The sequence below is a fragment of the Halorientalis salina genome (assembly GCF_005049285.1).
GTDB classification, from domain to species: Archaea; Halobacteriota; Halobacteria; order Halobacteriales; family Haloarculaceae; genus Halorientalis; species Halorientalis salina.
In genome coordinates, this window is sequence record NZ_SOSC01000003.1 from 398,125 (window position 1) to 419,213 (window position 21,089).

Here is a 21,089-nt window from a genome sequence, read left to right on the forward strand (position 1 = left end):
ACGGCGCGTCTCAGTCGTCCGAGGGTGCGAGCGACTCACCCTTGCCGTCGGTCGGGGCGGGCGAGGCGTCCATGTCGTCGTCGTCGACGTAGGGATACCACGTCGTCTTCGTGTTGTGCATGTACGGGTCCTCGTAGTCGGTCTCCTCGGGTTCGACCAGTTCTGCGAGGGTCTCCTCGTCGCGCGCTTCGACGAACTCCCGGAAGGTCTCTCGCTCGACGGCTTCGCCGTCTCGCCCTTCCTGTCCCTCTGGGACAGGACGCTCCTCGCGCAACTCTTTGAAGCGCTCGACGAGGTTGGCGATGGCGCCGGGTACCTCGTCGGCCGGGACGCGCATCTCGACCCAGTCGGCGAAGTGGGGGTTCTCGCCGAGGCCGCCGCCCAGTCCGATGTCGAGCGCTTCGACCGGGTCGCCGTCCTTGCGCGTCTTCATGCCGCGCAGGGAGACGTCGGCGATCTGGGGCTGGGCACACGAGGCTGTACAGCCCGAGAGGTGGATGTGAAAGTCCTCGTGGTCCTCGGGCAGGTCGACGTTCGCTTCGAGCCAGCGGGCGTAGCGCACCTGGCGGTTCTTCGTCTCGACGATGGAGAGCGAACAGAACTCCGTGCCCGTACACGCGATGGAACCGCGCTTGAACGGGCTCGGATTCGGCGAGTACTCGGAGAGCAGCGGCTCGTCGAGGAGTGCGTCGAGGTTCTCCTCGGGCACGTCCATGATGATGATGTTCTGGCGCTGCGTGAGCCGAACTTCGCCGGAGCCGTACTCGGAGGCGATGTCGGCCAGTTCCAGCACGTCGTCGGCACCCTGGCGACCCACGAGGACGTTCAGGCCGACGTAGTAGTTGCCGTCGTCCTGCTCGTGGACGCCGACGTGGTCGTCGTGGCCGACCTGGCTACCGGAGTTGTAGGTGTACTGGTCGCGCATGTCCTCACCCGCCGTGGGGAGTTCGAAGTCGACGAACTCCGCCTGGAGGACCTCGCGCATCTTTTCGGGACCCCACTCGTCGACGAGGAACTTGATGCGGGCGTTGAAGCGGTCCTCGCGGTCGCCGTACTCGTTGAACAGCGCACTCATTCCGGCGGCCACGTCGCTGGCCTGCTCCGGGGGCACCCAGACGTCGATGTCACGGGCGAAGCGGGCCTCCTTCCGCGAGAGGCCGCCGCCGACCCGGACGTTGAAGCCGAGTTCGCCGTCCTTGCGGGCGGGCTCGAAGGCCAGGTCGTTGATGTCGCCCTGGCCACAGCCCTCGTCACAGCCGGTGACCGAGACCTTCCACTTCCGGGGGAGGTTGGCGTAGTCGTCGTTGCCCTTGAACTGCTCGTTGAGCTGTTCCGCGATGGGCCAGGCGTCGATGTGTTCGTGTTTGTCCTTGCCGGCGACGGGACAGCCGACGATGTTCCGCCAGGAGTCGCCACAGGCCTGCTGGGTAGAGAGACCGACAGATTCGAGCTTGTCCCAGATCTCCGGGATGTCTTCGAGCTTGATCCAGTGGAGCTGAATGGACTGGCGGGTCGTCCAGTCACAGTAGGCGTCGCCGAACTCGGGGTTGTCGGCGGGACCGGTCGCGTACTCCTTTGCGACCTCGCCGATGACCTCCAGTTGTCCGGGCTCGATGACGCCGTTGGGCGTCCCGATGCGCATCATGAAATAGGACTCCTGCCCGGAGCGCTGGTGGTACAGGCCCCACCACTTGAACCGCTCGAACCACGCGTCGTGCTCGTCTTCGGGGATGGACTCCCATCCCTCCTCGGCGAACTCCAGGAGGTGCTCACGGATCTCCGACCCGTACACCTCGTCTTTCCACTTCTCGACTTTACTCGGCATATCCATCCCCTAGTCCCTCACTCATATACACCCGCGCTCCCCGTCAATCCTCCCCACCTCTGCAGGATAGGGGATCATGTTGCCGCTACTCGGGCGTGGCCAGCCGGGTGCGCTTCCGGGGAACATGAACGCTCTCGGGGACGACGGGATAGAATTCGCCCGTTTCGGGTTCGATGACGCGGCCGACGGCCAGCCAGTCGGTGACGCCCTCGGTCCCGCACTGAATGCAGCGGCCGGCGAAGCGGGCCTCGACGTCGGGGTGGTCGACGCCGACTTCGACGACGCCCTCGGCGAGGAAGTCAGCCATTTCGCAGGGACAGAACTCGTGGCGGGCCAGCAGCCACAGGTCACTGACGTTGACCTCCCGCGAATCGTTGACGCTGATCCAGGCACCGTCGTCGAGTTGGTGAACGTCAGTGGGCATTCGTCGTCCATTGGCGGCCGAGACACCTGAGTCGTTCGACGGACACAAAACTCGCCGGGGACCGACTGGAGACCCCGAATGGGGAGCAGTACGGACGGAGGCATCGGAACGGCGGCCCGAACCCCACGCGTCAGAGATAACCCACAAGCTTTGCTGGTAGTCGGGAGTACGGGAAGGGATTGTGGCCGAGCGCGGCCTTATGATAGTGGGGTGGATATAGAGGAGTGATGAGTGAAAGAGACGGCGTGCCGGTCGATATCCGCCGGAAGCGGTCGGCGGGCGGGACGCCGGACCGCTCGAAACCAGACACGGAACTGGGATACCGATGAGTGAGCAAGTAACAGATACCACCCACGACGACGCGGAAGTGACGACAGAACACCCCGACGACGAGGAGGCGGTCGACACCGCCCACCTCGACGACATGGACGACGGGTGTGGCTGTGCCGAGGTGTGGGAACACCTCTCAGAGAACCGAGACGACTGAGCCGGGGCCGACAGGAATCTTTTAGGTATCGTCACCGTACCAGCCTGCAATGAGTGATCGGCCGGAGGAGCAGCCACCGACGGACCGAGAGTCGCCGGTCGGGCGACCGGTCATCCGTGGCGATCCGACGCTGACGGGCGAACACGCCGAGCGCGCCGTCGCGTTCGACCCGGACGACCCTGAGAGCTTAGAACAGGCCGCACAGACCGTCCGAAGGTTCTCCGAGAACACGGCCGGTGCCGACGACAACGTCTACATGCTGCGGGGCGCGGCCGCCTGTGCCGCCCTGGTCCGCGGTGAAGGGTCGTACAAGGCCGCCGCCGAGCGCGCCGGCGGCGACGCCACCGTCGCGTTCATCAGGAAGTGGTCGCGCGTCCACGACCTGCCCCGGTCGATCCGCCGGCACGTCGCAATGGGCGAGATCGCGCCGACAGCCGCGAAACACATCGCCCGCGTCGGCGGGGAGGCCCGCCTGTTGCTCGCGTGGGCCGTCATCGACGACGACATGACCGTCCGGCAGGTCCGGTCGGTCGCCAGCGCCGTCAACGACGGTGCCGACATCGAGCGCGCGCTCGCTGCCGAGGGCATCACGCTCGGCGAGATGACGCTCGAACTCGACCGGCGCGCCTACTGCGAACTCCGGCGACAGGCCGCACTGGACGGCCGAGACCCCGGCGAGATGGTTGCGGAGGCGCTGAACGAGTATCTCGACGACCGCGAGTGACCAGCGCGGGAGAGAGCCGTCAAACCTATTTCTCTCAGACGTTCAGATTGGCCCGTGAGCGGACTGCTGCTCGTCGCTGGCGTCCTCATCGCCTGTTTCGTCGCCTACAACGTGGGCGGTGCGACGACCGGCCCGGCGTTCGGCCCCGCGGTCGGTGCCGACGCCGTCTCGAAGCCGGTCGCGGCCGCGCTCATGAGCGTGTGTTTCGCCCTCGGTGCCTGGACGCTCGGTCGTCGTGTCGTGGACACGCTGGGGCGAGACCTCGTCCACGATCCCGGGCTGTTCACGCTGCCGGTGAGCATCGTCGTCCTCTTTTTCATCGGCGGCGCGCTGCTGGTCGGCAACCTCTCGGGCGCGCCGTCCTCGACGTCGATGACGGCCGTCGGCGCCATCGCGGGGCTGGGGGTTGCCAGCGGCGAGCTGGCCTGGGCGGTCGTCGGCGAGATCGTCGCCTGGTGGTTCGTCTCCCCCGTTCTCGGCTTCTGGACCGCCGTGATGATCGGCCGATACGCCTACCCCTACATCGACCGCGTCATCGCCATCGACCAGACGGACGGACCGTTGCTGTCCCTCGAGGGGACGGGGGCAGTCCCCAGGCCGGCGCTCGGTCCGAACACGACGCGACGGGAACTCGCCGGGACCGTCGTTGTAGTCGGCATCGGCTGTCTCATGGCCTTTAGTTCGGGAGCGAGCAACATCGCCAACGCGGTCGCGCCGCTCGTCGGCAGCGGGGAACTCGCGATGAACACCGGCATCCTCGTCGGCTCCGCGGCCGTCGCGGTCGGTGCGTTCACCATCGCACGGCGGACGATGGACACGCTGGGCAGCGACATCACGGACCTCCCGCTGACGGCAGCGATCGTCGTGGCGGTCATCAGTTCGCTCATCGTCATCCTGCTGTCGACCGCCGGGATTCCCGCGAGCTTCGTCATCATCGCCACGATGTGCATCGTCGGCCTCGGCTGGGGACGGGCGACCAGGGCAGTCACCATCGCCGACGCCGTGCGGGGCCGGGACACGCCGACCCTGTCCGTCGACGCGCTGGGACACGGGGAGGAGAACCCGACCGTCGGCGACCCGACGATCGACGACAGCAGCGACGCCCACCAGCCGATCGGCGAGCGGGGCGTCGACGAGGCACGGGACGCGACCGATCTGTTCGACCCGGACGCGGCCGCCCGGGTGGTGTTCATGCAAAACGTCGTGCCGGCCCTGGCGACCGGCTGTTCGTTCCTGACCTTCGAGTTCCTGCTGGCAGTGTGAGCGGGGACGCCAACCGAGCGCCTTTGTGTCTCAGCCACCAATTCCGAGTCGATGATGCAGTTCAGTGGCCGACAGACCCAGTTCTATATCGACGTCGTCTACGGACTGGTGTTCACCGTCGGGTTCGGGTACCTCCTGTTCGTCGGGATGGACCCGCGAATCGTCGCCTTCGAGGGCGGGCTCGTCCTGGGATACTTCCTCCGGGTCTGGGAGAACATGACCGTCTACGAGCGCGTCCTCCAAGACGAGGTCGCCGCCGAGGCGGAAGACGCCGTCGCCGAAGAGGTCCAACAGCGAGTCCCGGCCGAAGCGGAGGCGCAGGTCGAAGCGGAAGTCGAAGACCAGGTACAAGAGGAGGTCGAATCCGAGGTGACGGACAGAATGCAGGGCGAGGTCGAAGACCAGGTGCAGGCGGAAGTCGAGGACCGGGTTCCCGGCGAGGTCGCGAACGAACTGGTCGCGCAGGTGAGCGAGATCGACGCGGACCTGGCCGCGGAGTTAGAAGCGCACCTCGAAGAGACCGGTGGACCCGAGGAGGAAGTCCGTCGTGGCAGCGGTGGACAGCAATCGTAACTGTTTACCCTTCCACTCACGCACACTCTGATGAGGGCCGGTAGCTCAGTTAGGGAGAGCGTCTGGCTTTTAACGTGGCTGCGCGTTCGATTCGCGCGGTTGCGGGAGTGACCAGACGGTCGGGGGTTCAACTCCCTCCCGGCCCGTTATTGTTGTCATGGGATATATTGTGGGGTATAATTGCAAAATTGGAGAAGATTCTTGTTGAAGTAAAGTATTCCAAACACTATTCTTGCACTATCCAGGGCTAAAAGAAGCCAACATAGAAATTGGCCAAGAAGATAGATTGTGAAGGCGATATTGACACCATTTCATTTCATATATCACTAATTGTAAATAGTTTTGAGGCTTCATTATTACATATAACACAGATATTTTCAATATAAGCAACATGGGAATTATTCGGTGGGCTATCAAAGTAGAGGGTGTGGAAAACCCAGCTCATCCCAAGAGAAGGGGTCAACAAAGCGAAGCTGCTGTCATCTATGAATTAGTTCGTCGGGGGATAACCGTGCTCGAACCCTTTGGCGATAATGAACGATATGATATCGTCGTCGAGTATGATTCAAAGTTTTTTCGAGTGCAAATAAAAACAGGAAGGGTAGCTAACGGGTGTGTGCGGTTTGAAACTCGGAGTTCTGGAACATTAACACGGAAAATTAAGAAAGAGGGATATGAGGGGCAAGTAGATTTGTTTGCAGTTCATACGCCAGAGGTCGAGCGGACATTTATTATACCGATCAGTAAAGCACCGAAAACCAGTATGAGTCTTCGAATCGAGAAGGCAGAAAAATCATCACCGAATATTAATCGGGCAGAAGAATATAGTCTTAATTCATGGATATCTTCACTCCGGAGTGATAACAAAGAGTCAAAATAGCCAGTTTCTGAACTGTGGCGCTATTCAGTCTTTGAACTATTTGTATAATAAGCGACCAGTCCGGGCGTAGTCAGTCAGCGAGGATAGTAGACCTCGGGTTCGCCGTCTTGACGGAAGGCTTTGTAGCGATCGCTACAACGTTGACAAACTGGTCGGAGGATTCAGAAGTCGTTCAGTGATGATTTCGGCCAGTGTCGACTCCCAGAACTCCATGCCACGGACGATTTCGGATCGGGTTTAGCGCTGACAGATTCTCGTTGACAAAGGCCACGGTGAGGGCGGTATCGTAGTCGCTGACGGTGGCCATATCAGGGCATCTTTGCCTTAGGTGAATTGCTTCATTGTCCCACTCAGCATGCGTGATAGGCCTATTCCCGTAGACAAATTATAGGTTTCAGAACTATTCCGAGACGGACGGCTAGCACCGCAATCGGGTCATGCCCGCTTCGAACCGGACGATTTACAGGTATGAACACAGAGAATCGACCATGGACCAACTAGCGTTTTCGGACAAACTGGAGGTGCTGGGCCTCCTCGTGGGTGCGTTCCTGGTGCTGGTGGGGCTGGGAACGCTGTCGGGGCTGCCCTGGCAGACAGCAGCGAGTACGATGGCCGGCGTCACGCAGGTGTTCGGCGCGATCGTCGCGATGGGGCTCGGCGTGGGCCTGGCGTGGCTGACCCGGACGACCGGCAGCGCGGCCTGAGCGGACGATATTCTACTGAGCGTGTGACGACGTAGCGACGAGACGACGAGTAGCGACCGGTTCGGGTAGCGCGGGCTGTTTCGGCCGGGCGGCGGCGTCGGGACTGTGTGAAAAAAGCCGGATTCGCGAATCGCGACGGAGAAGCGCGGCGAACGTCAGTCCTTGACCGGGAGGTAGGCGGCCCCGAGCAGGATGATGGCGGCGAGGAAGCTGACGATGGAGACGCCCCACAGACCGGCCTTGCGCTCGTTGAAGTAGTCCTGCCGTTCGAGCTGATTCTGGTAGCCAGCTACGTCCGTCGTGAGCTGGAGCGTCTCGTTGTCCGGGAAGTAGGCGACGCGCTGTTGGCCGTCGGCGAGCGTCACGTTACCGCCCTGTTCGAGTTGCACGGGAGTTTCCTTCGACGTGGTCCAGGCGAGCGTGGCGGCGTCGCCGGTCACGGACTCGACGGTGGCGTCCTGGACGCTCCCGTTGTAGGCGAAGGTGTCGCCTTCGCTGATGGTGTAGGTCGTCGGGTCGCCGACGTACTCGTCGACGGTCGGCCCGATCGAGCCGTTCGTGTAGACGACGCGTGATTCACCCTGGTAGTCGATCGGTTCGTCCTCGACCTCGGTGCTGTTGACGAGGACCTGGGTCGCGTTCTGCTGTTCGCGGAGCGTGAACTCCGAGACGTTCGAGGCGTTCTGGATCTGAACGTCCCAGGACGCGCCCATGTACGGTTCGGACGTCTCGTTCGCCCAGGTCCCGTCGTACGTCGACCCGTTCTCCAGGGTCGTCGTTGCCCTGAACGACTCGTTGACGTAGGTCAGCACGCCGCTCCCGGTCGATTCGTTCTGTGCCTCGATCTCGGAGACGGTGTAGGTCCGTCCGTCGACGGTGATGTTCTCACCGAGCGCGTAGTTCTCAGCGTCTTCGAGTGAGATCGTCGGCCGCTGGGCATCGACACCAGTGGTGACGTACGCGTACGACCCCGCCCCGATGACGAGGAAAAGGGCGAAATATAACGCCGCGGCTCGTCGTTGCATACTCGGAGCGAGGGCAGCCCGGCCTTTAACCGTTACTTTTTACGAGAGACGGCAGCGCCGACCGCGAGGGGCGGTCTGACCGGTCGGGAGACCGCCGGAAATCGGTCAGAACGCGGCCGACTGGGGGTGTTCGCTGTCCGTCGAGTCGCTTCGACCCCCCGAGCAGGCCGCGAGCGTCGACGCCAGCGTCCGGACCGCGCGTTTGTGGTCGCCTTTCGGCGCGTAGGCGGCGACCGGCGATACCGACAGCTCGTCGTACGCCGAGAACGCGTCCGCGGGCACGTCGCCACGGCGCTCGTACTCGACTCGAACCGCCGTGAGCAACTGGTGCAAATGGAGGAGTTCGTCTTTCCGCATCGGTATCCCAGCTAGGGGCCCGAACTCCCTAAACCGCACGACAGGAGTGCTGTCACAGCACACGATCTGTGGGGTCGAACCCTATGCCGGGCGAGGGGTCGGGAGCGCGCGGTGGCGGCGCGGCACGACGAGGAAGTTACCGCGGTGTTCGGTGAAGATGTACTCCAGGATGCCGTTGTTGACGCGCTGGCGGATCGCGGGATTGTCCGTGAGGTCCTGGCCGTTCATCGCCTCCCGGACCTCCTCGAAGGCAGTGATCCCGCGCTGGAGCGACGGGAAATGGAGGCTCGCGATGTCGTCGTCGGTCGACTCGAAGTGTCGCCGCAGCAGGCGGACGTTGCCCGCCTCGTCGCGGTTGGCGCGGGCGGCCTTCTGGGCGTGGCCCACGCGGCCGTACTCGCTGGCGTGCTCGCGGATGGCGTCGACGAACTCGTCGATGCCGCTGTCGGCACCGAGGTTCGCGCCGACGCCGGAGACGAGCCCGTTCTCGGCGTGGGCGGGGCTGAACATCTCCATGACCCGCTCGTCGTAGTCCTGTTCGACGTACCAGTCGTCCAGGCGCTGGCGGATGTTCGCGACGTGTTTGGTCGTCCCGCCCGCGAAGGGCCCCGAGTCGATGGTGACGTAGTCCTCGGTCGCCTGGTTGCCGGCGAAGCCGGCTTTGAATCCCATGAACAGCGGCGACTCTTCTGGGACGGGGTTCGAGTCCGGGACGCCGTTGAGGCCGTGCTGGCGCTCGGCCGGCATCCCCGCACCGACGAATCCCGTCCGCCGGTCGTCGACGGTCATCGCCGCCGTGAGTTTCGTCTCGACCGTGATCCCGTTGGCTTCGCTGCGCTCGCCGGTGAGCGCTTCCTCCGCCTCCAGCAGGGCGTCCGCGCGGTCGCTGGCGAGGTGCAACAGGGCGTCCTGGGTGTCGAGCGTCGGCTCCTCGAACGGGGAGAGCCGTCGGGGCTGTGGCAGATCGATGTCCTCGGGGAGGTCGGCGTCGAACCGCTCGAAGTACGACGGCGAGTACGCGATGGAGTAGACGAGCCCCTCGTTCGAGCGCTCGTAGGCGCGGTCGAGCGTCCGCAGGGCGGTCTCGACAGTCTCTCGGTCCCCGGTCGTGGGCGGCCCGCTCCGGTCGAGGGTCAGATACAGCAGGGTCTGGTGGCGCGGGAGTGCGGTGTTGCCGCGGTCGTCCGTGCGCACGCGGTCGTTCCAGGCGTACTGGCGATCGGGGAGCGTCGAGGGGTCCTCGACGCCCGAGGGAACGGGGTTCTTCGCCCGGGGTGCGCGCCCGAGACAGGCCGACAGCGCGCTGGCCCCGCCGGCTGCCACGGCGGCCTTGCAGAACTCGCGTCGCGGGAGGTCTTCGGGGAGGTCCATCAGAGCGTCACCTCCGCGTCCGGCATATCGAGGAAGGCCGTCTCGTAGCCCTCGTGGCGGGCGACCTGCGGGGGCGTCTCGACCTGCAGCGAGAGGGTGTCGCCCGACTCGACCGAGTCGACGACGGCCCCGTAGTGGTAGTTCAGATCGGGGTCCAGCGTCCGGGTGAGGGTGTCGGCGAACACCTCGCTGTCGCCGCGGGTGAGCGTTCCCGCGAGCGACATCGCCGGGACGATCATCCGGTTGTGGGGCGTGCGGGCCGAGACGGCGAGGTACTGACCCGAGGCCTCGATACCGGCCGGCGGCGACTCCAGCACGGAGACCACCAGGTTTGCGTCGCCCGTGGTGGCGGTGCCTCGAACCTCACCGGGGAGATCAGTTTGTGCCGGGGCCGTGGAGTTCGGGAGCATCTCCATGTCCATCGGCTCCAGCGCGCCCGTTTCGCCGGCGTTGTCCAGTTCCTCGTAGCTGATCTCGTTTTTCGTCGCCTCGCTGTAGTCGAACTCGATGGTCGCACTGCCAGGTTCGGCGAAGCGACCGTCGAAGTCGCCGGTCGTCCGGACGCCGTCGCCGGGGACCGCGCCGACGTTGATCTCGACGGCGTAGGAGCCGTCCCCGTCGCCCTCGAAGTTCGCGCCGTAGTGAAACCCCATCGGCTGGGAGAGCATCGGGTAGATGACCTCCTCGGAGACTAACTCGCCGTCCTTGCGCAACACGACGTCCAGCCCGGTCTCGGGGAGGACGAGCCCGGTTTCGGGGTCCCAGACCGTCGCCATCAGGTGCATCGCGTCCCCGCTCTGAATCTCCGTGATGTTCGCCTCGGACCCGGTGACGGTCCAGAACCGGTGTGGGTAGCTGTACATCGCCGCGACCTCGTACTCGCCGGCCGACGCGGAGCCGACCATCTCCATCCCCTCGACGTGGGTCGGGTAGTAGACCGCGTCCGGCCGGTCCTCGACGAGCGGCGGCGAACGCACCGACCGCTGTTCGGTTTCGAGCAGGCCACAGCCAGCCAGTCCGGCCGTCCCGACCAGTCCAGCACCGGCTCGAAGGACGTTCCGCCTCTTCATTGAGACGGACTAGACGCCCCACGGAAAAGCCCGTTCTGGTACGACTCTCGAACCGTCCCGCGGTTCTGTGGTGTGTTGGCGTCCCTCAGAGACACTCACTCCTCGAGGAGGGAATCGACCAGTCGGGCGAACCGGTCGACGAGGCGATCGGGGACGGAGGCGTCGACCTCGCCGAGCAGTCGCGCGGTCGCGTCGGGACGGGTCGCCGCGAGCGTCACGCGGTCCCCCTCGTCGCGGCGTTTCTCGACGAGGTCACGCTCGACCAGGTTGTCGAGGTGCCACTCCAGCGTGCTCCGGGCGATTCCGAGGTCGTCGGCGACGGTCGCCGGGCGGTCGGGGCCGTTGGCGAGCAGCCATAGCACGACCTCGCGGGCGGTCTCGCGCCGAAGCAGCGCGAGCGCGCCGCGTTCCCAGTCGTCGAAGGCGTCGGGGTAGTAGTGGGTCCGGCCGTACAGTTCCTCGGCGAGCACGGCGTCGGCGGTGCGCAGTCGGCGGAGGTGGTACTGGACCTGCCCCCGGCCGAGGTCGAGGTCGCGAACGAGCGCGCTGAAGTGGATGCCGGGGTCCCGCTCGACGCGGTCGGCGATACGCTGTCGGGTCTCACTCATAGGTTTCCTCCGGCGGGGAGCCGCGAGCGGTCCGGGCGGTGTAGACCGCTGCGACCACCAGCGCCGCCATGGCCACGTCCAGTCCGTGTTCCAGCAGGTGGTGGGTCTCGTCGGCGATGACGGCGTTCATCGTGAGGACGGCGACGGCGGTCCGCGCCAGTAGCGTCGCGAGCGCGAGCGTCACGAGCAGGTACGACCACGATCGGCGGCGCGCGAGCGCGGCCAGCGCCAGGCCGATGAGGACGCTCGACCCGAGGCCGGCGAGCGCGAGCACGACCGGGAGCGCGACGGCGGTCGCCCCGGGAGGCACCGCGTGCAGCGACGGAGCGGCGGGGAGCATCGACATGTTCGAACGCGGCGGTCCGGACGTTTGTGCGTTTCTACGTGCAGCGGGCGGCCGCCAGGGACAGTGCGACCACCGCGACCACGACCGCCACGACGCCGAACCCGGACCCGTCGGAACTCGTCGTCGGCGTCGGTTCCGTGACGGTATCGGCGGGTGTTTCCCCGGTCCCGTTCGTACCGGCGTCGGTCGTTGGACCGGTGCCGTCCGCGTTCCCGCCGGCCGGCGTGTTCACTTCGACGGTCGACGGTCCCGACGTGGGACCGACCGCGCCGACGGGAATGGCCACCGGTTCGCCCGCGACGCGCACGACCGGGTCGTCGTCGTCGAACTCGCCGTCGCCGTCGTCGGTATGGACCGCGACCGACAGCGCGGGCCACGACGACCGGTTCCCACTGAGATCGACTGGAACGCGCACGCCCGTGTGCGTGCCCGCGTCCAGCGCCTGCGACCCGCGCGGCCGCCCCAAGGAGCCGTTCTCCCGCTCGTGGACCACGACGTGGCCCCGATCCGGGAGCGCGACGCGTTCGACCAGCAGTTCCCCGTCCGTCTCGGTTACGCCGCTGCCGGTGACCACGTGGGCCGTCCCCGAGCGCTTGCCGAGCGCGACGCGTTCGCCGGCCGGTTGGTCGAACCACAGCAGCAGATCGTCGTCGTCGGGGTCGAACTCGCCGTCCCCGTCGTCGGCGTGTAGCACCGTCCAGACCGTGGCGTTCCCGTCGATGGCGTCCCATTCCGACTGGTCGATCCGGACGGTTGCGCCCGTGTGAAGCCCCCTCTCGAGCGCTCGGTGGCCGAGCACGCGACCGGGCGTCCCGTTGTCGTCGGCGCGGACGACGAGGTAGCCCGGTTCTGTCAGGAACGCCTGTTCGACGACGACGGTGCCGTTGGCCGACGTCTGCGGGTGTGCCGTCGCGTGGTTCCCGTGGGCGACGGCGAGTCCGGCGACCGTCGCGACCGCGAGCGCGAGCAGACAGCCGACGGCGAGCAGGCGGCGCGTCATAGCTGGAGTTCCATGTCGGGCATTTCGAGAAAGGCGCGCTCGTAGCCCTCGTGGCGGGCGACCTGCGGGGGCGTCTCCACCCGCACCCGGAGACGGTCGCCGGACTCGGTCGCCGGCAGCGTCGTTCCGTGGTGATACCCCAGGTTCGGGTCCAGCGTCCGGGTGAGCGCCTCGTCAGCCACCGTGCTGTCCCCGCGAGTGAGACTGGCGGACAACCCCATGCCGGGGATGTCGAGCCGGTTGTACGGCGTCCGGGGCGAGACGGCGAGGTAGGGGCCAGTGCCGTTGACACCCGTCGGTGGGTCGTCGAGCAGCGTCTCGACGAACCGCGCGTCACCGCTCCGTGCCGTCCCGACCGACTCGCCCGGCAGTGCCGACGCCTCGGGCGCGCGACCGACGGGCACGCCCATCTCCATCGGGGCCAGCGCGCCGGGGGAGCCACCCTGGTCGACATCGCGGGAACTGACCGACGCTCTGGTCGCCGGGGAGTATTCGAGGTCGATCGTGCCCGTGGCCGGGTCGGCGAACCGGCCGCCGAACGCGCCGGTGGTCCGGACCCCGTTTTCGGGGAGCGCGCCGACGCTCACGTCGACGGTGTAGGTGTCGTCCCCGGGCAGCGGGAAGTTGCCGCCGTAGTGAAACCCCATTCGCTGGGAGAGCATCGGGTAGATGACCTCCTCGGAGATCAGGCGGCCCGCGCGGTTCACTTCGACCGACAGGCCGGTTCCGGGAAGGACCGTCCGCGTCTCGCGGTCCCAGACGACGGCCATCAGGTGGACGGCATCGTCGTCGTCGATCGGAACGACGCTTCGCTCCTCGCCCGTCACCGTCCAGAACCGGTGGGGGACCGTGAACAACAGCGCCACCTCGTACTCGCCGGCCCGAGTCCGGCCGGCCATCGCCATCTCCTCGAGGAACGTCTGGACGTAGACGCCCCCGTCGTCTGTGCTCCCGGCAGTGGATGTCGTCGTGGTCGTCGTCCCGCCGGAATCAGTGGTCGCCGACCCAGTATCCGGGCTGGAACAGCCAGCGAAGAGGGCGACCGACAGGCCGACGCCGCGGCGGAGGTATCGCCGTCTGTCCATTCGTCCGCACTTCGACCGGCACCGAATTAGGGTTTGTGCAGCCAGACCGGCGTGCCTCTCGACACGGAAACGTTTAAGATAGTCCATGGCATTGGTTACCATACTCATGGCACTCAGTGAGGCGCAGCATTCGGGACGCACGGTCCGACGCGCAGACGAGATCCGGGAAACCGACACGGTCAGACACGTCGACGAACTCTCCGAGGCGGAGCTCTCGGCTTTTCTCGCGGGCATCGACGGGGGCGTCTCCAGTCCCGCACCGCTCGAATCGGGCGAAGTCATCGTCTTCACCGATTACTTCCGCGTCCAGTAGCGACGAGACGGTTTTCCGGCCGCTCGATACCGTGAGCAGTGGGTACGGGAACCGGATCGAAGGGGGAAAGGAATCGAGTACCGCTCAGACCAGCGTGTCCGGGCGGTCCGAGAGGTAGTCGAAGACGGCACCGAGCGTGAAGCCGTAGGCGAAGTGGGAAAGCAGGGTAAGCACGGCGTACAGCGCGAGGACGGCGAACCCGCCGCCGATGCCGTCGGCGAAGGCCAGCACGAAGCCAGTCCAGAGAACGAAGCCGTAGGGGAGGCCCTTCTGGGCGAAGTTCTTCCCGGGGAGGTACGGCGAGGTCGCGGCGAACAACAGCGGCCAGGTGAGCATCCCCCCGGCCAGGAAGATCAGATACCCCACGGCCAGGGCGTTCCCCGGGAAGATGACGCTCAGTCCCGTCAGTTCCGACAGCGTCGCGAACGTCGCCATGTCGAAGGCGTTCAGCGTCGACGCGACGAACAACCCGATCGTCATCGCGGCCGTCCCGACCAGACCGCCGACGGCCCCGATCAGCCCGTCGGTGACGATCCCCGCGAGGGTGTCGAAGTCCGGGTCCGCCACGTCGGCCCCGACCTCCGCGTCGAACTCCTCGGATCGGTGTACATGTTTGTCATCGTCTGCCATGGTAATGACTATCGTGTTGCTGAGGCAAAAGTGTTCCGAGCATGTTGTTCATCTGTCTGTTATGAGGGTGGTACGGAGTTCGGCGAAAGGAACAAAGCAACGACCGGCGTAGCCGTGACCATGACGACGACGATCGAAGTCGAGGGAATGAGTTGTGAAGGCTGCGAACAGTCCGTCGAGGACGCGCTCGACGGCGTCCCCGGCGTCACCGATGCGACGGCCGACCGCGAGAGCGAGTCCGCGACGGTCGAGGGCGACGCCGACCCGGACCAACTCGTCGCAGCTGTCGAGGACGCCGGCTACGACGCGAGCGTGTAGCCGGGAACCCCATCGCGAGTGGGAACTGCCCCCGTGTTTCAGGGTCTATTTTTCACCCCGCCCCTCCACCAGTCGGTATGGGACTCGACGAGGACGCACTGGAGTATCACAGTACCGACCCCCCGGGGAAGATCGAAATCGCGACGACGAAATCCACCAGCACACAGCGAGACCTGAGCCTGGCGTACTCGCCCGGCGTGGCCGCTCCCTGTCGCGCTATCGACGAAGACCCCACCGACGCCTACACCTACACCGCCAAGGGCAACCTCGTGGGCGTCGTCTCGAACGGGTCGGCCGTCCTGGGCCTGGGCGACATCGGTGCCCAGGCCTCGAAACCCGTTATGGAGGGGAAAGGCGTCCTCTTCAAGCGGTTCGCCGACATCGACGTCTTCGACGTGGAGTACGACTTCGAAGAGCCCGACCAGTTCGTCGAGGCCGTCGCCGGCATGGGACCCACCTTCGGCGGCATCAACCTGGAGGACATCAAGGCTCCGGAGTGTTTCGAGATCGAGCAGCGCCTCCGCGAGCGGATGGACATCCCCGTCTTCCACGACGACCAGCACGGCACCGCCATCATCACCGGGGCGGCACTGCTCAACGCCACCCACATCAGCGGGAAGGACCTCGCGGACCTCGACGTGACCTTCGCCGGGGCCGGCGCGGCCGCCGCCGCGACCGCCCGCTTCTACGCCTCGCTGGGCGTGCCCCGCGAGCAGATCACGATGTGTGACGAACACGGCATCCTCACGGCCGATCGCGAGGACCTGAGCGAGTTCACGGAACCGTTCGCCGAACCCCCCGAGGCGGGCGGCGACCTCGCCGATGCGATGGCCGGGGCCGACGCCTTCGTCGGCCTCTCTGTCGGAGGCATCGTCAGCCAGGAAATGGTCGCATCGATGGCCGACGACCCCATCGTCTTCGCGATGGCCAACCCCGAACCCGAGATCGGCTACGAGGAAGCCACGGCCGCCCGCGACGACACGGTCATCATGGCGACGGGGCGCTCGGATTTCCCCAACCAGGTCAACAACGTCCTGGGCTTTCCCTTCATCTTCCGGGGGGCGCTGGACGTGCGCGCGACCGAGATCAACGAGGCGATGAAAGTCGCCGCCGCCGAGGCCATCGCCGAACTGGCCCGGAAGGACGTGCCCGACGCGGTGCGGAAAGCCTACGACGACCAGCCGCTGCAGTTCGGCCCGGAATACATCATCCCGAAGCCGCTCGACTCCCGGGTCCTCTTCGAGGTCGCGACGGCCGTCGCCGAGGCCGCCATGGACAGCGGTGCCGCCCGCCGCGAGGTCGCCCTCGAGGACTACCGCGAGCAACTGGAGGCCCGTCTCGGCAAGTCCCGCGAGATGATGCGCGTGATCCTGAACCAGGCCCAGAGCGACCCAAAACGCGTCGTCCTCGCGGAGGGCGACGACGGGAAGATGGTCCGAGCCGCCCACCAGCTCGCCGAGGAAGGCATCGCCGAACCGGTGCTCGTGGGCGACCGCGAGCGCATCTGGGCCACCATGGAGGCACTCGGACTCGATTTCGACCCGGAGATCGTGGATCCGGAGGCGGACCAGCTCGACCCCTACGCCGACCGCCTCTACGAACTCCGCAAGCGGAAGGGCATCACGCGCTCCGAGGCGAGCGACCTCATTCAGGACGGCAACTACCTCGCGAGCGTCCTCGTCGAGATGGGCGACGCCGACGCGATGCTCACCGGCCTGACCCACAACTACCCCGACGCCCTCCGCCCACCGTTACAGGTCGTCGGCACCGCCGGCAACACCGAGTACGCCGCCGGCGTCTACATGCTCACCTTCAAGAACCGCGTCGTGTTCTGTGCCGACACCACCGTCAACCAGGACCCCGACGCAGACGTGCTCGCGGAGGTCACCCGCCACACGGCCGACCTGGCCCGCCGGTTCAACGTCGACCCCCGGGCGGCGCTGCTCTCGTATTCGGATTTCCGCTCCGTCGACAACCCGGGCACGGTCAAGCCACGCCGCGCCGCCCAGCAACTGCGGGCGGACCCCGACGTCGACTTCCCGGTCGACGGGGAGATGCAGGCCGACACCGCCGTCGTCTCCGAGATGCTCACCGGGGAGTACGACTTCACCGACCTCGATTCGCCGGCCAACGTCCTCGTGTTCCCCAACCTGGAAGCCGGCAACATCGCGTACAAACTGCTCCAGCGCCTCGGCGGCGCGGACGCCATCGGGCCGATGCTCGTCGGCATGGACAAACCGGTCCACGTCCTCCAGCGCGGCGACGAAGTCAAAGACATCGTCAACCTCGCGGCCGTCGCCGTGGTCGACGCACAGGATAGTAACTGACCACTAGAAGCAAGCGAATCGGTTGGGGAGGTGGGTGGCTGTGGCCGTGGGTGTCACGGAGAAAAGCGGTGCGGAGGAACACGAGCGAGAGTACGGCGACGAGGGTCGCGAGGTGCGAACGAAGTGATGCACCTCGAAAGCCGAGCGGCGTAGCCGCGAGGCCTGGCGGGACGAGTCGCCGCTTTTTCGCCCACGTTTTTCGAGTCGAGCGGGACCGAAGGTCCCGCTGACCGTGCGAACGGGCCCTCGGCCCGTGAGCAGAGAGTGGTTCGAGCGTGGCGAAGCCACGACTCGAACCCGACGAAGAAAAAGGTGGGTTGGCAAGATATATTTCCCGAGCCATAGTTGCGAACTATTGAGGCAATGCGCCCGGACACCGAGACGCCGACCGCAATCCTGGCGGCGACAGTCGTCGTCGGGTTCCTGGCGGTGGCTTTCATCGCGTTCGTGCCCGCCGGCGAGAGCGCCGACAACCGGTCGCTGTTCGGCGACCGCGCGACCGAGCGGATCACGACACTCGACGGCGTCAACGCCACGGTCGAGACGGTCATCGAGCATGGCAACGAGACGAGCCGCACGGTCGAGCGCGTGAGCCTACGGCCAGCCACGAGTGAGTACAGGTCGGCCCACCGGAACGAGTCCGGGCGGCAGTGGGACCTCCGTGTCTCGAACGGCTCGGTGCTGTGGCTCTACGACAGCGACGAAAACGAGGCCAAGAAAATCGAACGCACGGCGGCACGGGCCGGGAACAGCACCCGAACCGATCGGCTCGAGCGACTGGTCCAGCGACTCGCCCGGGACCGAGCGACGGACACCGCGTCGACACCCACTCCCGGCGTCAGGCCCCTCCCAGCCGTCCCACACGGGGCCAGCGGTGAGTCAGCGATCACGAAAGGGGCTGGCGGCGGTAGCGCCTTCGACGTGACCTACGTCGGGAACGCGACCGTCGACGGGCGCGCGGCGTATCACGTCCGCATCCAGTCCCGGTCGACCGGCGAGTCGGCGGTCGTCCGGAACTACACCCAGCAACTCTGGCTCGACACCGAGTACTTCTACCCGGTAAAGCGCCAAACGAGCTGGCGACAGAACGGATCGCGGACAGTGATCACGACCATCCACCGGGACGTAGTATTCAATCCCGGCCTGGATGACGCTCTGTTCGCGTTCGACCCGCCCGCCAACGCGACCGTCGACGAGGAAGACGACCACACGCAGTGGACGTACGGTTCGATCGCCGCGCTCCAGGCGGCGGCACCGATGTCGGTCCCGATTCCGGAGGTCCCCCGGAGCTACGAGCTCGCGGTCGCCACCCGGACGAACGTCCCCGGTCGAGTCCGGAGCGTCGGTCTCAAATACGCCAACGCAACCGCCCAACTCTCCGTGTCCAAGAGCAACCTGACGTGGTACGACCCCCGAACGGAGAGTGAGCCGGTCACCGTCGGCGACCAGCAGGGCGAGTTCCGGAACCTCGGCCCCGAACAGACCGTCTCCTGGACTTGTGACGGCTGGGAGTACTCGGTCAGTGGCCGGGGCGTCTCGAAGTCGCTATTGCTCGATGTCGCCGAGTCCGTGAGCTGTGACTAGCGATGGAGTCGATCGACGAGACGAGCGTCCGGGTTCGACCGGTTGCGACACAGCCAGAGCACGGCTTCTGTCGCAGCAAAGCTGCTCCCTGCTTCAGATCCGTTACTGATTCTCGTCGCTCACGAATCGTTCGCGACACAGAAGCCAAGGGCCGGATTTGAACCGGAGCCACGTCGCTCGCAACCGCTCACTCGTGGCAGGGTTCAAATCGCGGCCGATAGCTTTTGCTCACGACGCGTTGTCGTTCCCAAAAGAGCCAAGGGCCGGATTTGAACCGGCGGGGGTTCCGCTCTGCAGGCGGATGCGTTCGGCCAGACTCTGCCACCTTGGCGCAGTTCAGACTTATCGAGAGCGGTGTTTAAGCATAGCGGTCTGGGAGAAGTGAACCCCGACTACCGCCACTCCAGCGTCAATCGAGTGCCGCCAGCCCGACGTATGCGACGAGTGCGCCGGCGCCCGCCAACAGGCCAGCCGTGATACCCGGCCAGATCCCAGTCAACTGGCCCAGGAAAGCCCCGGCCGCACCACCAATACCGGCGAGCAGCGGTGGCCCCCAGCGCACCCGCCGCGGATGATTCCACTCGCCCGGCTCACTCGCCAACCGTTCCCTGATGGACATCGATGACTCTACCCACAGCCGAGCCGCCGACGAGCAAAAAAATTGTGCGACCGTCAGTACGATCGAGGCATCCCCAGCGTGTGTTCGGCGATGTGGTTGCGCATCATCTGTGACGATCCCGGTGCGACCGTCGCCAGCCGACTCCCCTTCCACATCTCGATCACCATATAATCTCGACTGAAACCGTTCCCACCGTGGGTCTGGACCGCCACGTCGGTCGCCTCGTGTCCGGCCTCGGTCGCCCGGAGCTTCGCCATGTTGGATATTTCGGACGTCTTCTTCGGATCCGCCGTGTTGTCCAGCATCCACGCGGCCTTCTGGACCAGCAACTCCGCCGCCTCGAGCTTCGAGTAGGAGTCCGCGATCGGATGCTGAATCGCCTGATGGGCACCGATGGGCTGGTCGAACACCTCGCGATCGTTGGCGTAGTCCACCGCCCGGTCCAGCGCGTTCCGGCCGAGGCCGATCGCGCCAGCCGACCCCACCAGGCGCTCGGGATTGACGGTATCGAACAGTTGGTACAGGCCCATCCCCTCTGTCCCGATGATGTCCGACTCACTGGCCTCGTAGTCGTCAATCGAGAGCTCGAACTGCCGTTCCGGCGTCGGAATGCCGACGTCGAGTTCGCGGCGTTCGATGGCCGGGTCCTGTGGATCCACCAGGAAGAGGGTGATCCCCTGAGTCCGCTCGGCCACCTCGTCTTTAGCCGTCGTCCGTGCGACCAGCAGCATCTGGTCGGCTCTGTCGACACCGCTGATCCACTGCTTGCTCCCGTTGACCAAGTAGGTCCCGTCGTCCTGCTCCTCGGCAAACGTTTCCAGGTTCGGCGCGTTGTGCCCGGCGTTCGGCTCCGTCAGCGCCATGCAGAAGTTCAGATCCCCCTCCACCAGCGGCTCCAGCAGTTCCGCCTTCTGTTCCTCGCTCCCGTGATTCGTCAACGTTACTGCCCCGAACACGACGTTGACCACGAACAGCATCTCCGCACCCATGCAGCCACTGGCGACTAACTCCTCGACGATCGTCGTCAACTCCACGACCCCCATCCCCTCCCCGCCGTACTCCTCCGGGACCGTCACACCCAGGAACCCGGCCTCCGCACAGTCCTGCCAGAACTCGGTCGGTTCGCGCTTCTCGTTCGTGACCGACAACCAGTACTCGTCGTCGTACCCAGCAGCGACCTCTCGTGCCGTCTCCCTGATCAACCGGTGTTCCTCCGTCTCGACGAAGCCGGGGTCGGGGGATCGTGTACTAGTCACACACCCACATAGACCCCCGATAGCTTAAAACTGCGAACTTCCAACGGCTTGTCCGTTTTTCAGGAGTTGTAACTCATCGTCGCAAGTATAGAAACCCCGCCAGCGGGTGCTGGTGGGGTTCGAAATGAAACGACCCCCACACGGCCGATCCGTGTGAGGGTCGAAATGAATGGGGGCGGCGAACCGAGTCTCCCAGAGGCTCGCGCACTCCAGTAGGCCTCGGAACGCAGGTGGGCTTAACTTCCGTGTTCGGGATGGGTACGGGTGGAAACCCCACCGCTGTGGCCGCCTTAACGCCGA

General features: G+C 65.6%; 23 protein-coding genes, 2 tRNA genes and 1 rRNA gene. 11 read left to right on the forward strand and 15 right to left on the reverse strand.

Features of this window, described 5'->3' with window-relative positions:
* Positions 1 to 10: 10 nt before the first annotated feature.
* Both E2481_RS09170 and E2481_RS09175 read right to left on the reverse strand, forming a co-directional pair.
* Positions 11 to 1,825 (reverse strand): nitrite/sulfite reductase, encoded by a 1,815-nt coding sequence (locus E2481_RS09170; RefSeq protein ID WP_136716832.1) that lies wholly within the window; start codon positions 1,823 to 1,825, stop codon positions 11 to 13.
* 85 nt (positions 1,826 to 1,910) lie between these two features.
* Positions 1,911 to 2,249 (reverse strand): hypothetical protein, encoded by a 339-nt coding sequence (locus E2481_RS09175; protein ID WP_136716833.1) that lies wholly within the window; start codon positions 2,247 to 2,249, stop codon positions 1,911 to 1,913.
* A gap of 325 nt (positions 2,250 to 2,574) precedes the next feature.
* Between E2481_RS09175 and E2481_RS18675 the strand changes: the two genes are divergently transcribed.
* From E2481_RS18675 to E2481_RS09205, 7 genes are all read left to right on the forward strand, one after another.
* Positions 2,575 to 2,736 (forward strand): hypothetical protein, encoded by a 162-nt coding sequence (locus E2481_RS18675; RefSeq protein ID WP_169302408.1) that lies wholly within the window; start codon positions 2,575 to 2,577, stop codon positions 2,734 to 2,736.
* 49 nt (positions 2,737 to 2,785) lie between these two features.
* A complete protein-coding gene (locus tag E2481_RS09180; protein ID WP_136716834.1) occupies positions 2,786 to 3,460 on the forward strand; it encodes a DUF7119 family protein in 675 nt (224 codons plus the stop codon).
* A 54-nt stretch (positions 3,461 to 3,514) separates the two neighbouring features.
* A complete protein-coding gene (locus tag E2481_RS09185; protein WP_136716835.1) occupies positions 3,515 to 4,723 on the forward strand; it encodes an inorganic phosphate transporter in 1,209 nt (402 codons plus the stop codon).
* Positions 4,724 to 4,774: 51 nt separating this feature from the next.
* On the forward strand, positions 4,775 to 5,296 hold the full coding sequence (locus E2481_RS09190; RefSeq protein ID WP_136716836.1) for a hypothetical protein: 522 nt from the start codon (positions 4,775 to 4,777) through the stop codon (positions 5,294 to 5,296).
* A 34-nt stretch (positions 5,297 to 5,330) separates the two neighbouring features.
* A tRNA-Lys gene (locus tag E2481_RS09195) sits at positions 5,331 to 5,442 on the forward strand.
* Between the two features lie 245 nt (positions 5,443 to 5,687).
* Entirely contained in the window at positions 5,688 to 6,176 is a 489-nt protein-coding gene (locus tag E2481_RS09200) for a group I intron-associated PD-(D/E)XK endonuclease (RefSeq protein WP_136716837.1), read from the forward strand.
* Between the two features lie 488 nt (positions 6,177 to 6,664).
* Positions 6,665 to 6,880: a hypothetical protein gene (locus E2481_RS09205; RefSeq protein WP_136716838.1), complete on the forward strand. Its 216-nt coding sequence runs from the start codon at positions 6,665 to 6,667 to the stop codon at positions 6,878 to 6,880.
* Between the two features lie 155 nt (positions 6,881 to 7,035).
* Here E2481_RS09205 and E2481_RS09210 read toward each other — a convergent pair whose 3' ends face one another.
* The 8 genes from E2481_RS09210 to E2481_RS09245 form a co-directional block, all read right to left on the reverse strand.
* Complete coding sequence (locus E2481_RS09210) at positions 7,036 to 7,905, reverse strand: hypothetical protein (RefSeq protein ID WP_136716839.1); 870 nt, start codon at positions 7,903 to 7,905, stop codon at positions 7,036 to 7,038.
* Positions 7,906 to 8,010: 105 nt separating this feature from the next.
* Entirely contained in the window at positions 8,011 to 8,262 is a 252-nt protein-coding gene (locus E2481_RS09215) for a UPF0058 family protein (RefSeq protein WP_136716840.1), read from the reverse strand.
* An 81-nt stretch (positions 8,263 to 8,343) separates the two neighbouring features.
* Positions 8,344 to 9,633 (reverse strand): Dyp-type peroxidase, encoded by a 1,290-nt coding sequence (locus tag E2481_RS09220; RefSeq protein ID WP_250137771.1) that lies wholly within the window; start codon positions 9,631 to 9,633, stop codon positions 8,344 to 8,346.
* Entirely contained in the window at positions 9,633 to 10,703 is a 1,071-nt protein-coding gene (locus tag E2481_RS09225; RefSeq protein WP_136716842.1) for a DUF7350 domain-containing protein, read from the reverse strand. The genes E2481_RS09220 and E2481_RS09225 overlap by 1 nt, the downstream gene beginning before the upstream one ends.
* Before the next feature lie 95 nt (positions 10,704 to 10,798).
* Complete coding sequence (locus E2481_RS09230; protein ID WP_136716843.1) at positions 10,799 to 11,311, reverse strand: winged helix-turn-helix transcriptional regulator; 513 nt, start codon at positions 11,309 to 11,311, stop codon at positions 10,799 to 10,801.
* Positions 11,304 to 11,657 carry a DUF7471 family protein gene (locus tag E2481_RS09235; protein ID WP_306293924.1) on the reverse strand — a complete coding sequence of 118 codons (354 nt, stop codon included), beginning with the start codon at positions 11,655 to 11,657 and terminating at the stop codon, positions 11,304 to 11,306. The genes E2481_RS09230 and E2481_RS09235 overlap by 8 nt, the downstream gene beginning before the upstream one ends.
* Positions 11,658 to 11,691: 34 nt before the next feature.
* Positions 11,692 to 12,657: a DUF7282 domain-containing protein gene (locus tag E2481_RS09240; protein ID WP_136716844.1), complete on the reverse strand. Its 966-nt coding sequence runs from the start codon at positions 12,655 to 12,657 to the stop codon at positions 11,692 to 11,694.
* Positions 12,654 to 13,742, reverse strand: coding sequence for a DUF7350 domain-containing protein (locus tag E2481_RS09245; protein WP_136716845.1), 1,089 nt, complete (start codon positions 13,740 to 13,742; stop codon positions 12,654 to 12,656). The genes E2481_RS09240 and E2481_RS09245 overlap by 4 nt, the downstream gene beginning before the upstream one ends.
* A 106-nt stretch (positions 13,743 to 13,848) precedes the next feature.
* Between E2481_RS09245 and E2481_RS09250 the strand changes: the two genes are divergently transcribed.
* Positions 13,849 to 14,055, forward strand: a complete 207-nt coding sequence (locus E2481_RS09250) for a hypothetical protein (protein WP_250137772.1) — start codon at positions 13,849 to 13,851, stop codon at positions 14,053 to 14,055.
* An 84-nt stretch (positions 14,056 to 14,139) separates the two neighbouring features.
* Here E2481_RS09250 and E2481_RS09255 read toward each other — a convergent pair whose 3' ends face one another.
* A complete protein-coding gene (locus tag E2481_RS09255; protein ID WP_136716847.1) occupies positions 14,140 to 14,685 on the reverse strand; it encodes a DUF6789 family protein in 546 nt (181 codons plus the stop codon).
* 120 nt (positions 14,686 to 14,805) lie between these two features.
* On the opposite strand from E2481_RS09255, the gene E2481_RS09260 reads away from it, so the two are divergent.
* From E2481_RS09260 to E2481_RS09270, 3 genes are all read left to right on the forward strand, one after another.
* The gene (locus tag E2481_RS09260; RefSeq protein WP_136716848.1) at positions 14,806 to 15,003 is read left to right on the forward strand and encodes a heavy-metal-associated domain-containing protein; all 198 of its coding nucleotides are present in this window, start codon (positions 14,806 to 14,808) and stop codon (positions 15,001 to 15,003) included.
* A gap of 77 nt (positions 15,004 to 15,080) precedes the next feature.
* Positions 15,081 to 17,330, forward strand: a complete 2,250-nt coding sequence (locus E2481_RS09265; RefSeq protein WP_136716849.1) for an NADP-dependent malic enzyme — start codon at positions 15,081 to 15,083, stop codon at positions 17,328 to 17,330.
* 363 nt (positions 17,331 to 17,693) lie between these two features.
* Positions 17,694 to 18,914, forward strand: a complete 1,221-nt coding sequence (locus tag E2481_RS09270) for a LolA family protein (protein WP_136716850.1) — start codon at positions 17,694 to 17,696, stop codon at positions 18,912 to 18,914.
* Positions 18,915 to 19,168: 254 nt separating this feature from the next.
* Here E2481_RS09270 and E2481_RS09275 read toward each other — a convergent pair.
* From E2481_RS09275 to rrf, 4 genes are all read right to left on the reverse strand, one after another.
* Positions 19,169 to 19,245: transfer RNA gene (locus E2481_RS09275), tRNA-Cys, on the reverse strand.
* A 78-nt stretch (positions 19,246 to 19,323) separates the two neighbouring features.
* Positions 19,324 to 19,533 carry a hypothetical protein gene (locus E2481_RS09280; protein ID WP_136716851.1) on the reverse strand — a complete coding sequence of 70 codons (210 nt, stop codon included), beginning with the start codon at positions 19,531 to 19,533 and terminating at the stop codon, positions 19,324 to 19,326.
* Between the two features lie 53 nt (positions 19,534 to 19,586).
* On the reverse strand, positions 19,587 to 20,789 hold the full coding sequence (locus tag E2481_RS09285; RefSeq protein ID WP_136716852.1) for an acyl-CoA dehydrogenase family protein: 1,203 nt from the start codon (positions 20,787 to 20,789) through the stop codon (positions 19,587 to 19,589).
* Positions 20,790 to 20,959: 170 nt separating this feature from the next.
* Positions 20,960 to 21,082, reverse strand: a 5S ribosomal RNA gene (gene rrf / locus E2481_RS09290).
* Positions 21,083 to 21,089: the final 7 nt, after the last annotated feature.

Bases quoted from the DNA above. Each gene is read 5' to 3' on its own strand.
- E2481_RS09235 (WP_306293924.1), bottom strand. From the start codon at position 11,657: ATGTCGATGCTCCCCGCCGCTCCGTCGCTGCACGCGGTGCCTCCCGGG.
- E2481_RS09265 (WP_136716849.1), top strand. From the start codon at position 15,081: ATGGGACTCGACGAGGACGCACTGGAGTATCACAGTACCGACCCCCCG.
- E2481_RS09220 (WP_250137771.1), bottom strand. From the start codon at position 9,633: ATGGACCTCCCCGAAGACCTCCCGCGACGCGAGTTCTGCAAGGCCGCC.
- E2481_RS09225 (WP_136716842.1), bottom strand. From the start codon at position 10,703: ATGAAGAGGCGGAACGTCCTTCGAGCCGGTGCTGGACTGGTCGGGACG.
- E2481_RS18675 (WP_169302408.1), top strand. From the start codon at position 2,575: ATGAGTGAGCAAGTAACAGATACCACCCACGACGACGCGGAAGTGACG.
- E2481_RS09230 (WP_136716843.1), bottom strand. From the start codon at position 11,311: ATGAGTGAGACCCGACAGCGTATCGCCGACCGCGTCGAGCGGGACCCC.
- E2481_RS09255 (WP_136716847.1), bottom strand. From the start codon at position 14,685: ATGGCAGACGATGACAAACATGTACACCGATCCGAGGAGTTCGACGCG.
- E2481_RS09260 (WP_136716848.1), top strand. From the start codon at position 14,806: ATGACGACGACGATCGAAGTCGAGGGAATGAGTTGTGAAGGCTGCGAA.
- E2481_RS09170 (WP_136716832.1), bottom strand. From the start codon at position 1,825: ATGCCGAGTAAAGTCGAGAAGTGGAAAGACGAGGTGTACGGGTCGGAG.
- E2481_RS09200 (WP_136716837.1), top strand. From the start codon at position 5,688: ATGGGAATTATTCGGTGGGCTATCAAAGTAGAGGGTGTGGAAAACCCA.
- E2481_RS09190 (WP_136716836.1), top strand. From the start codon at position 4,775: ATGATGCAGTTCAGTGGCCGACAGACCCAGTTCTATATCGACGTCGTC.
- E2481_RS09250 (WP_250137772.1), top strand. From the start codon at position 13,849: ATGGCACTCAGTGAGGCGCAGCATTCGGGACGCACGGTCCGACGCGCA.
- E2481_RS09280 (WP_136716851.1), bottom strand. From the start codon at position 19,533: ATGTCCATCAGGGAACGGTTGGCGAGTGAGCCGGGCGAGTGGAATCAT.
- E2481_RS09210 (WP_136716839.1), bottom strand. From the start codon at position 7,905: ATGCAACGACGAGCCGCGGCGTTATATTTCGCCCTTTTCCTCGTCATC.
- E2481_RS09175 (WP_136716833.1), bottom strand. From the start codon at position 2,249: ATGCCCACTGACGTTCACCAACTCGACGACGGTGCCTGGATCAGCGTC.
- E2481_RS09240 (WP_136716844.1), bottom strand. From the start codon at position 12,657: ATGACGCGCCGCCTGCTCGCCGTCGGCTGTCTGCTCGCGCTCGCGGTC.
- E2481_RS09270 (WP_136716850.1), top strand. From the start codon at position 17,694: ATGCGCCCGGACACCGAGACGCCGACCGCAATCCTGGCGGCGACAGTC.
- E2481_RS09245 (WP_136716845.1), bottom strand. From the start codon at position 13,742: ATGGACAGACGGCGATACCTCCGCCGCGGCGTCGGCCTGTCGGTCGCC.
- E2481_RS09180 (WP_136716834.1), top strand. From the start codon at position 2,786: ATGAGTGATCGGCCGGAGGAGCAGCCACCGACGGACCGAGAGTCGCCG.
- E2481_RS09205 (WP_136716838.1), top strand. From the start codon at position 6,665: ATGGACCAACTAGCGTTTTCGGACAAACTGGAGGTGCTGGGCCTCCTC.
- E2481_RS09215 (WP_136716840.1), bottom strand. From the start codon at position 8,262: ATGCGGAAAGACGAACTCCTCCATTTGCACCAGTTGCTCACGGCGGTT.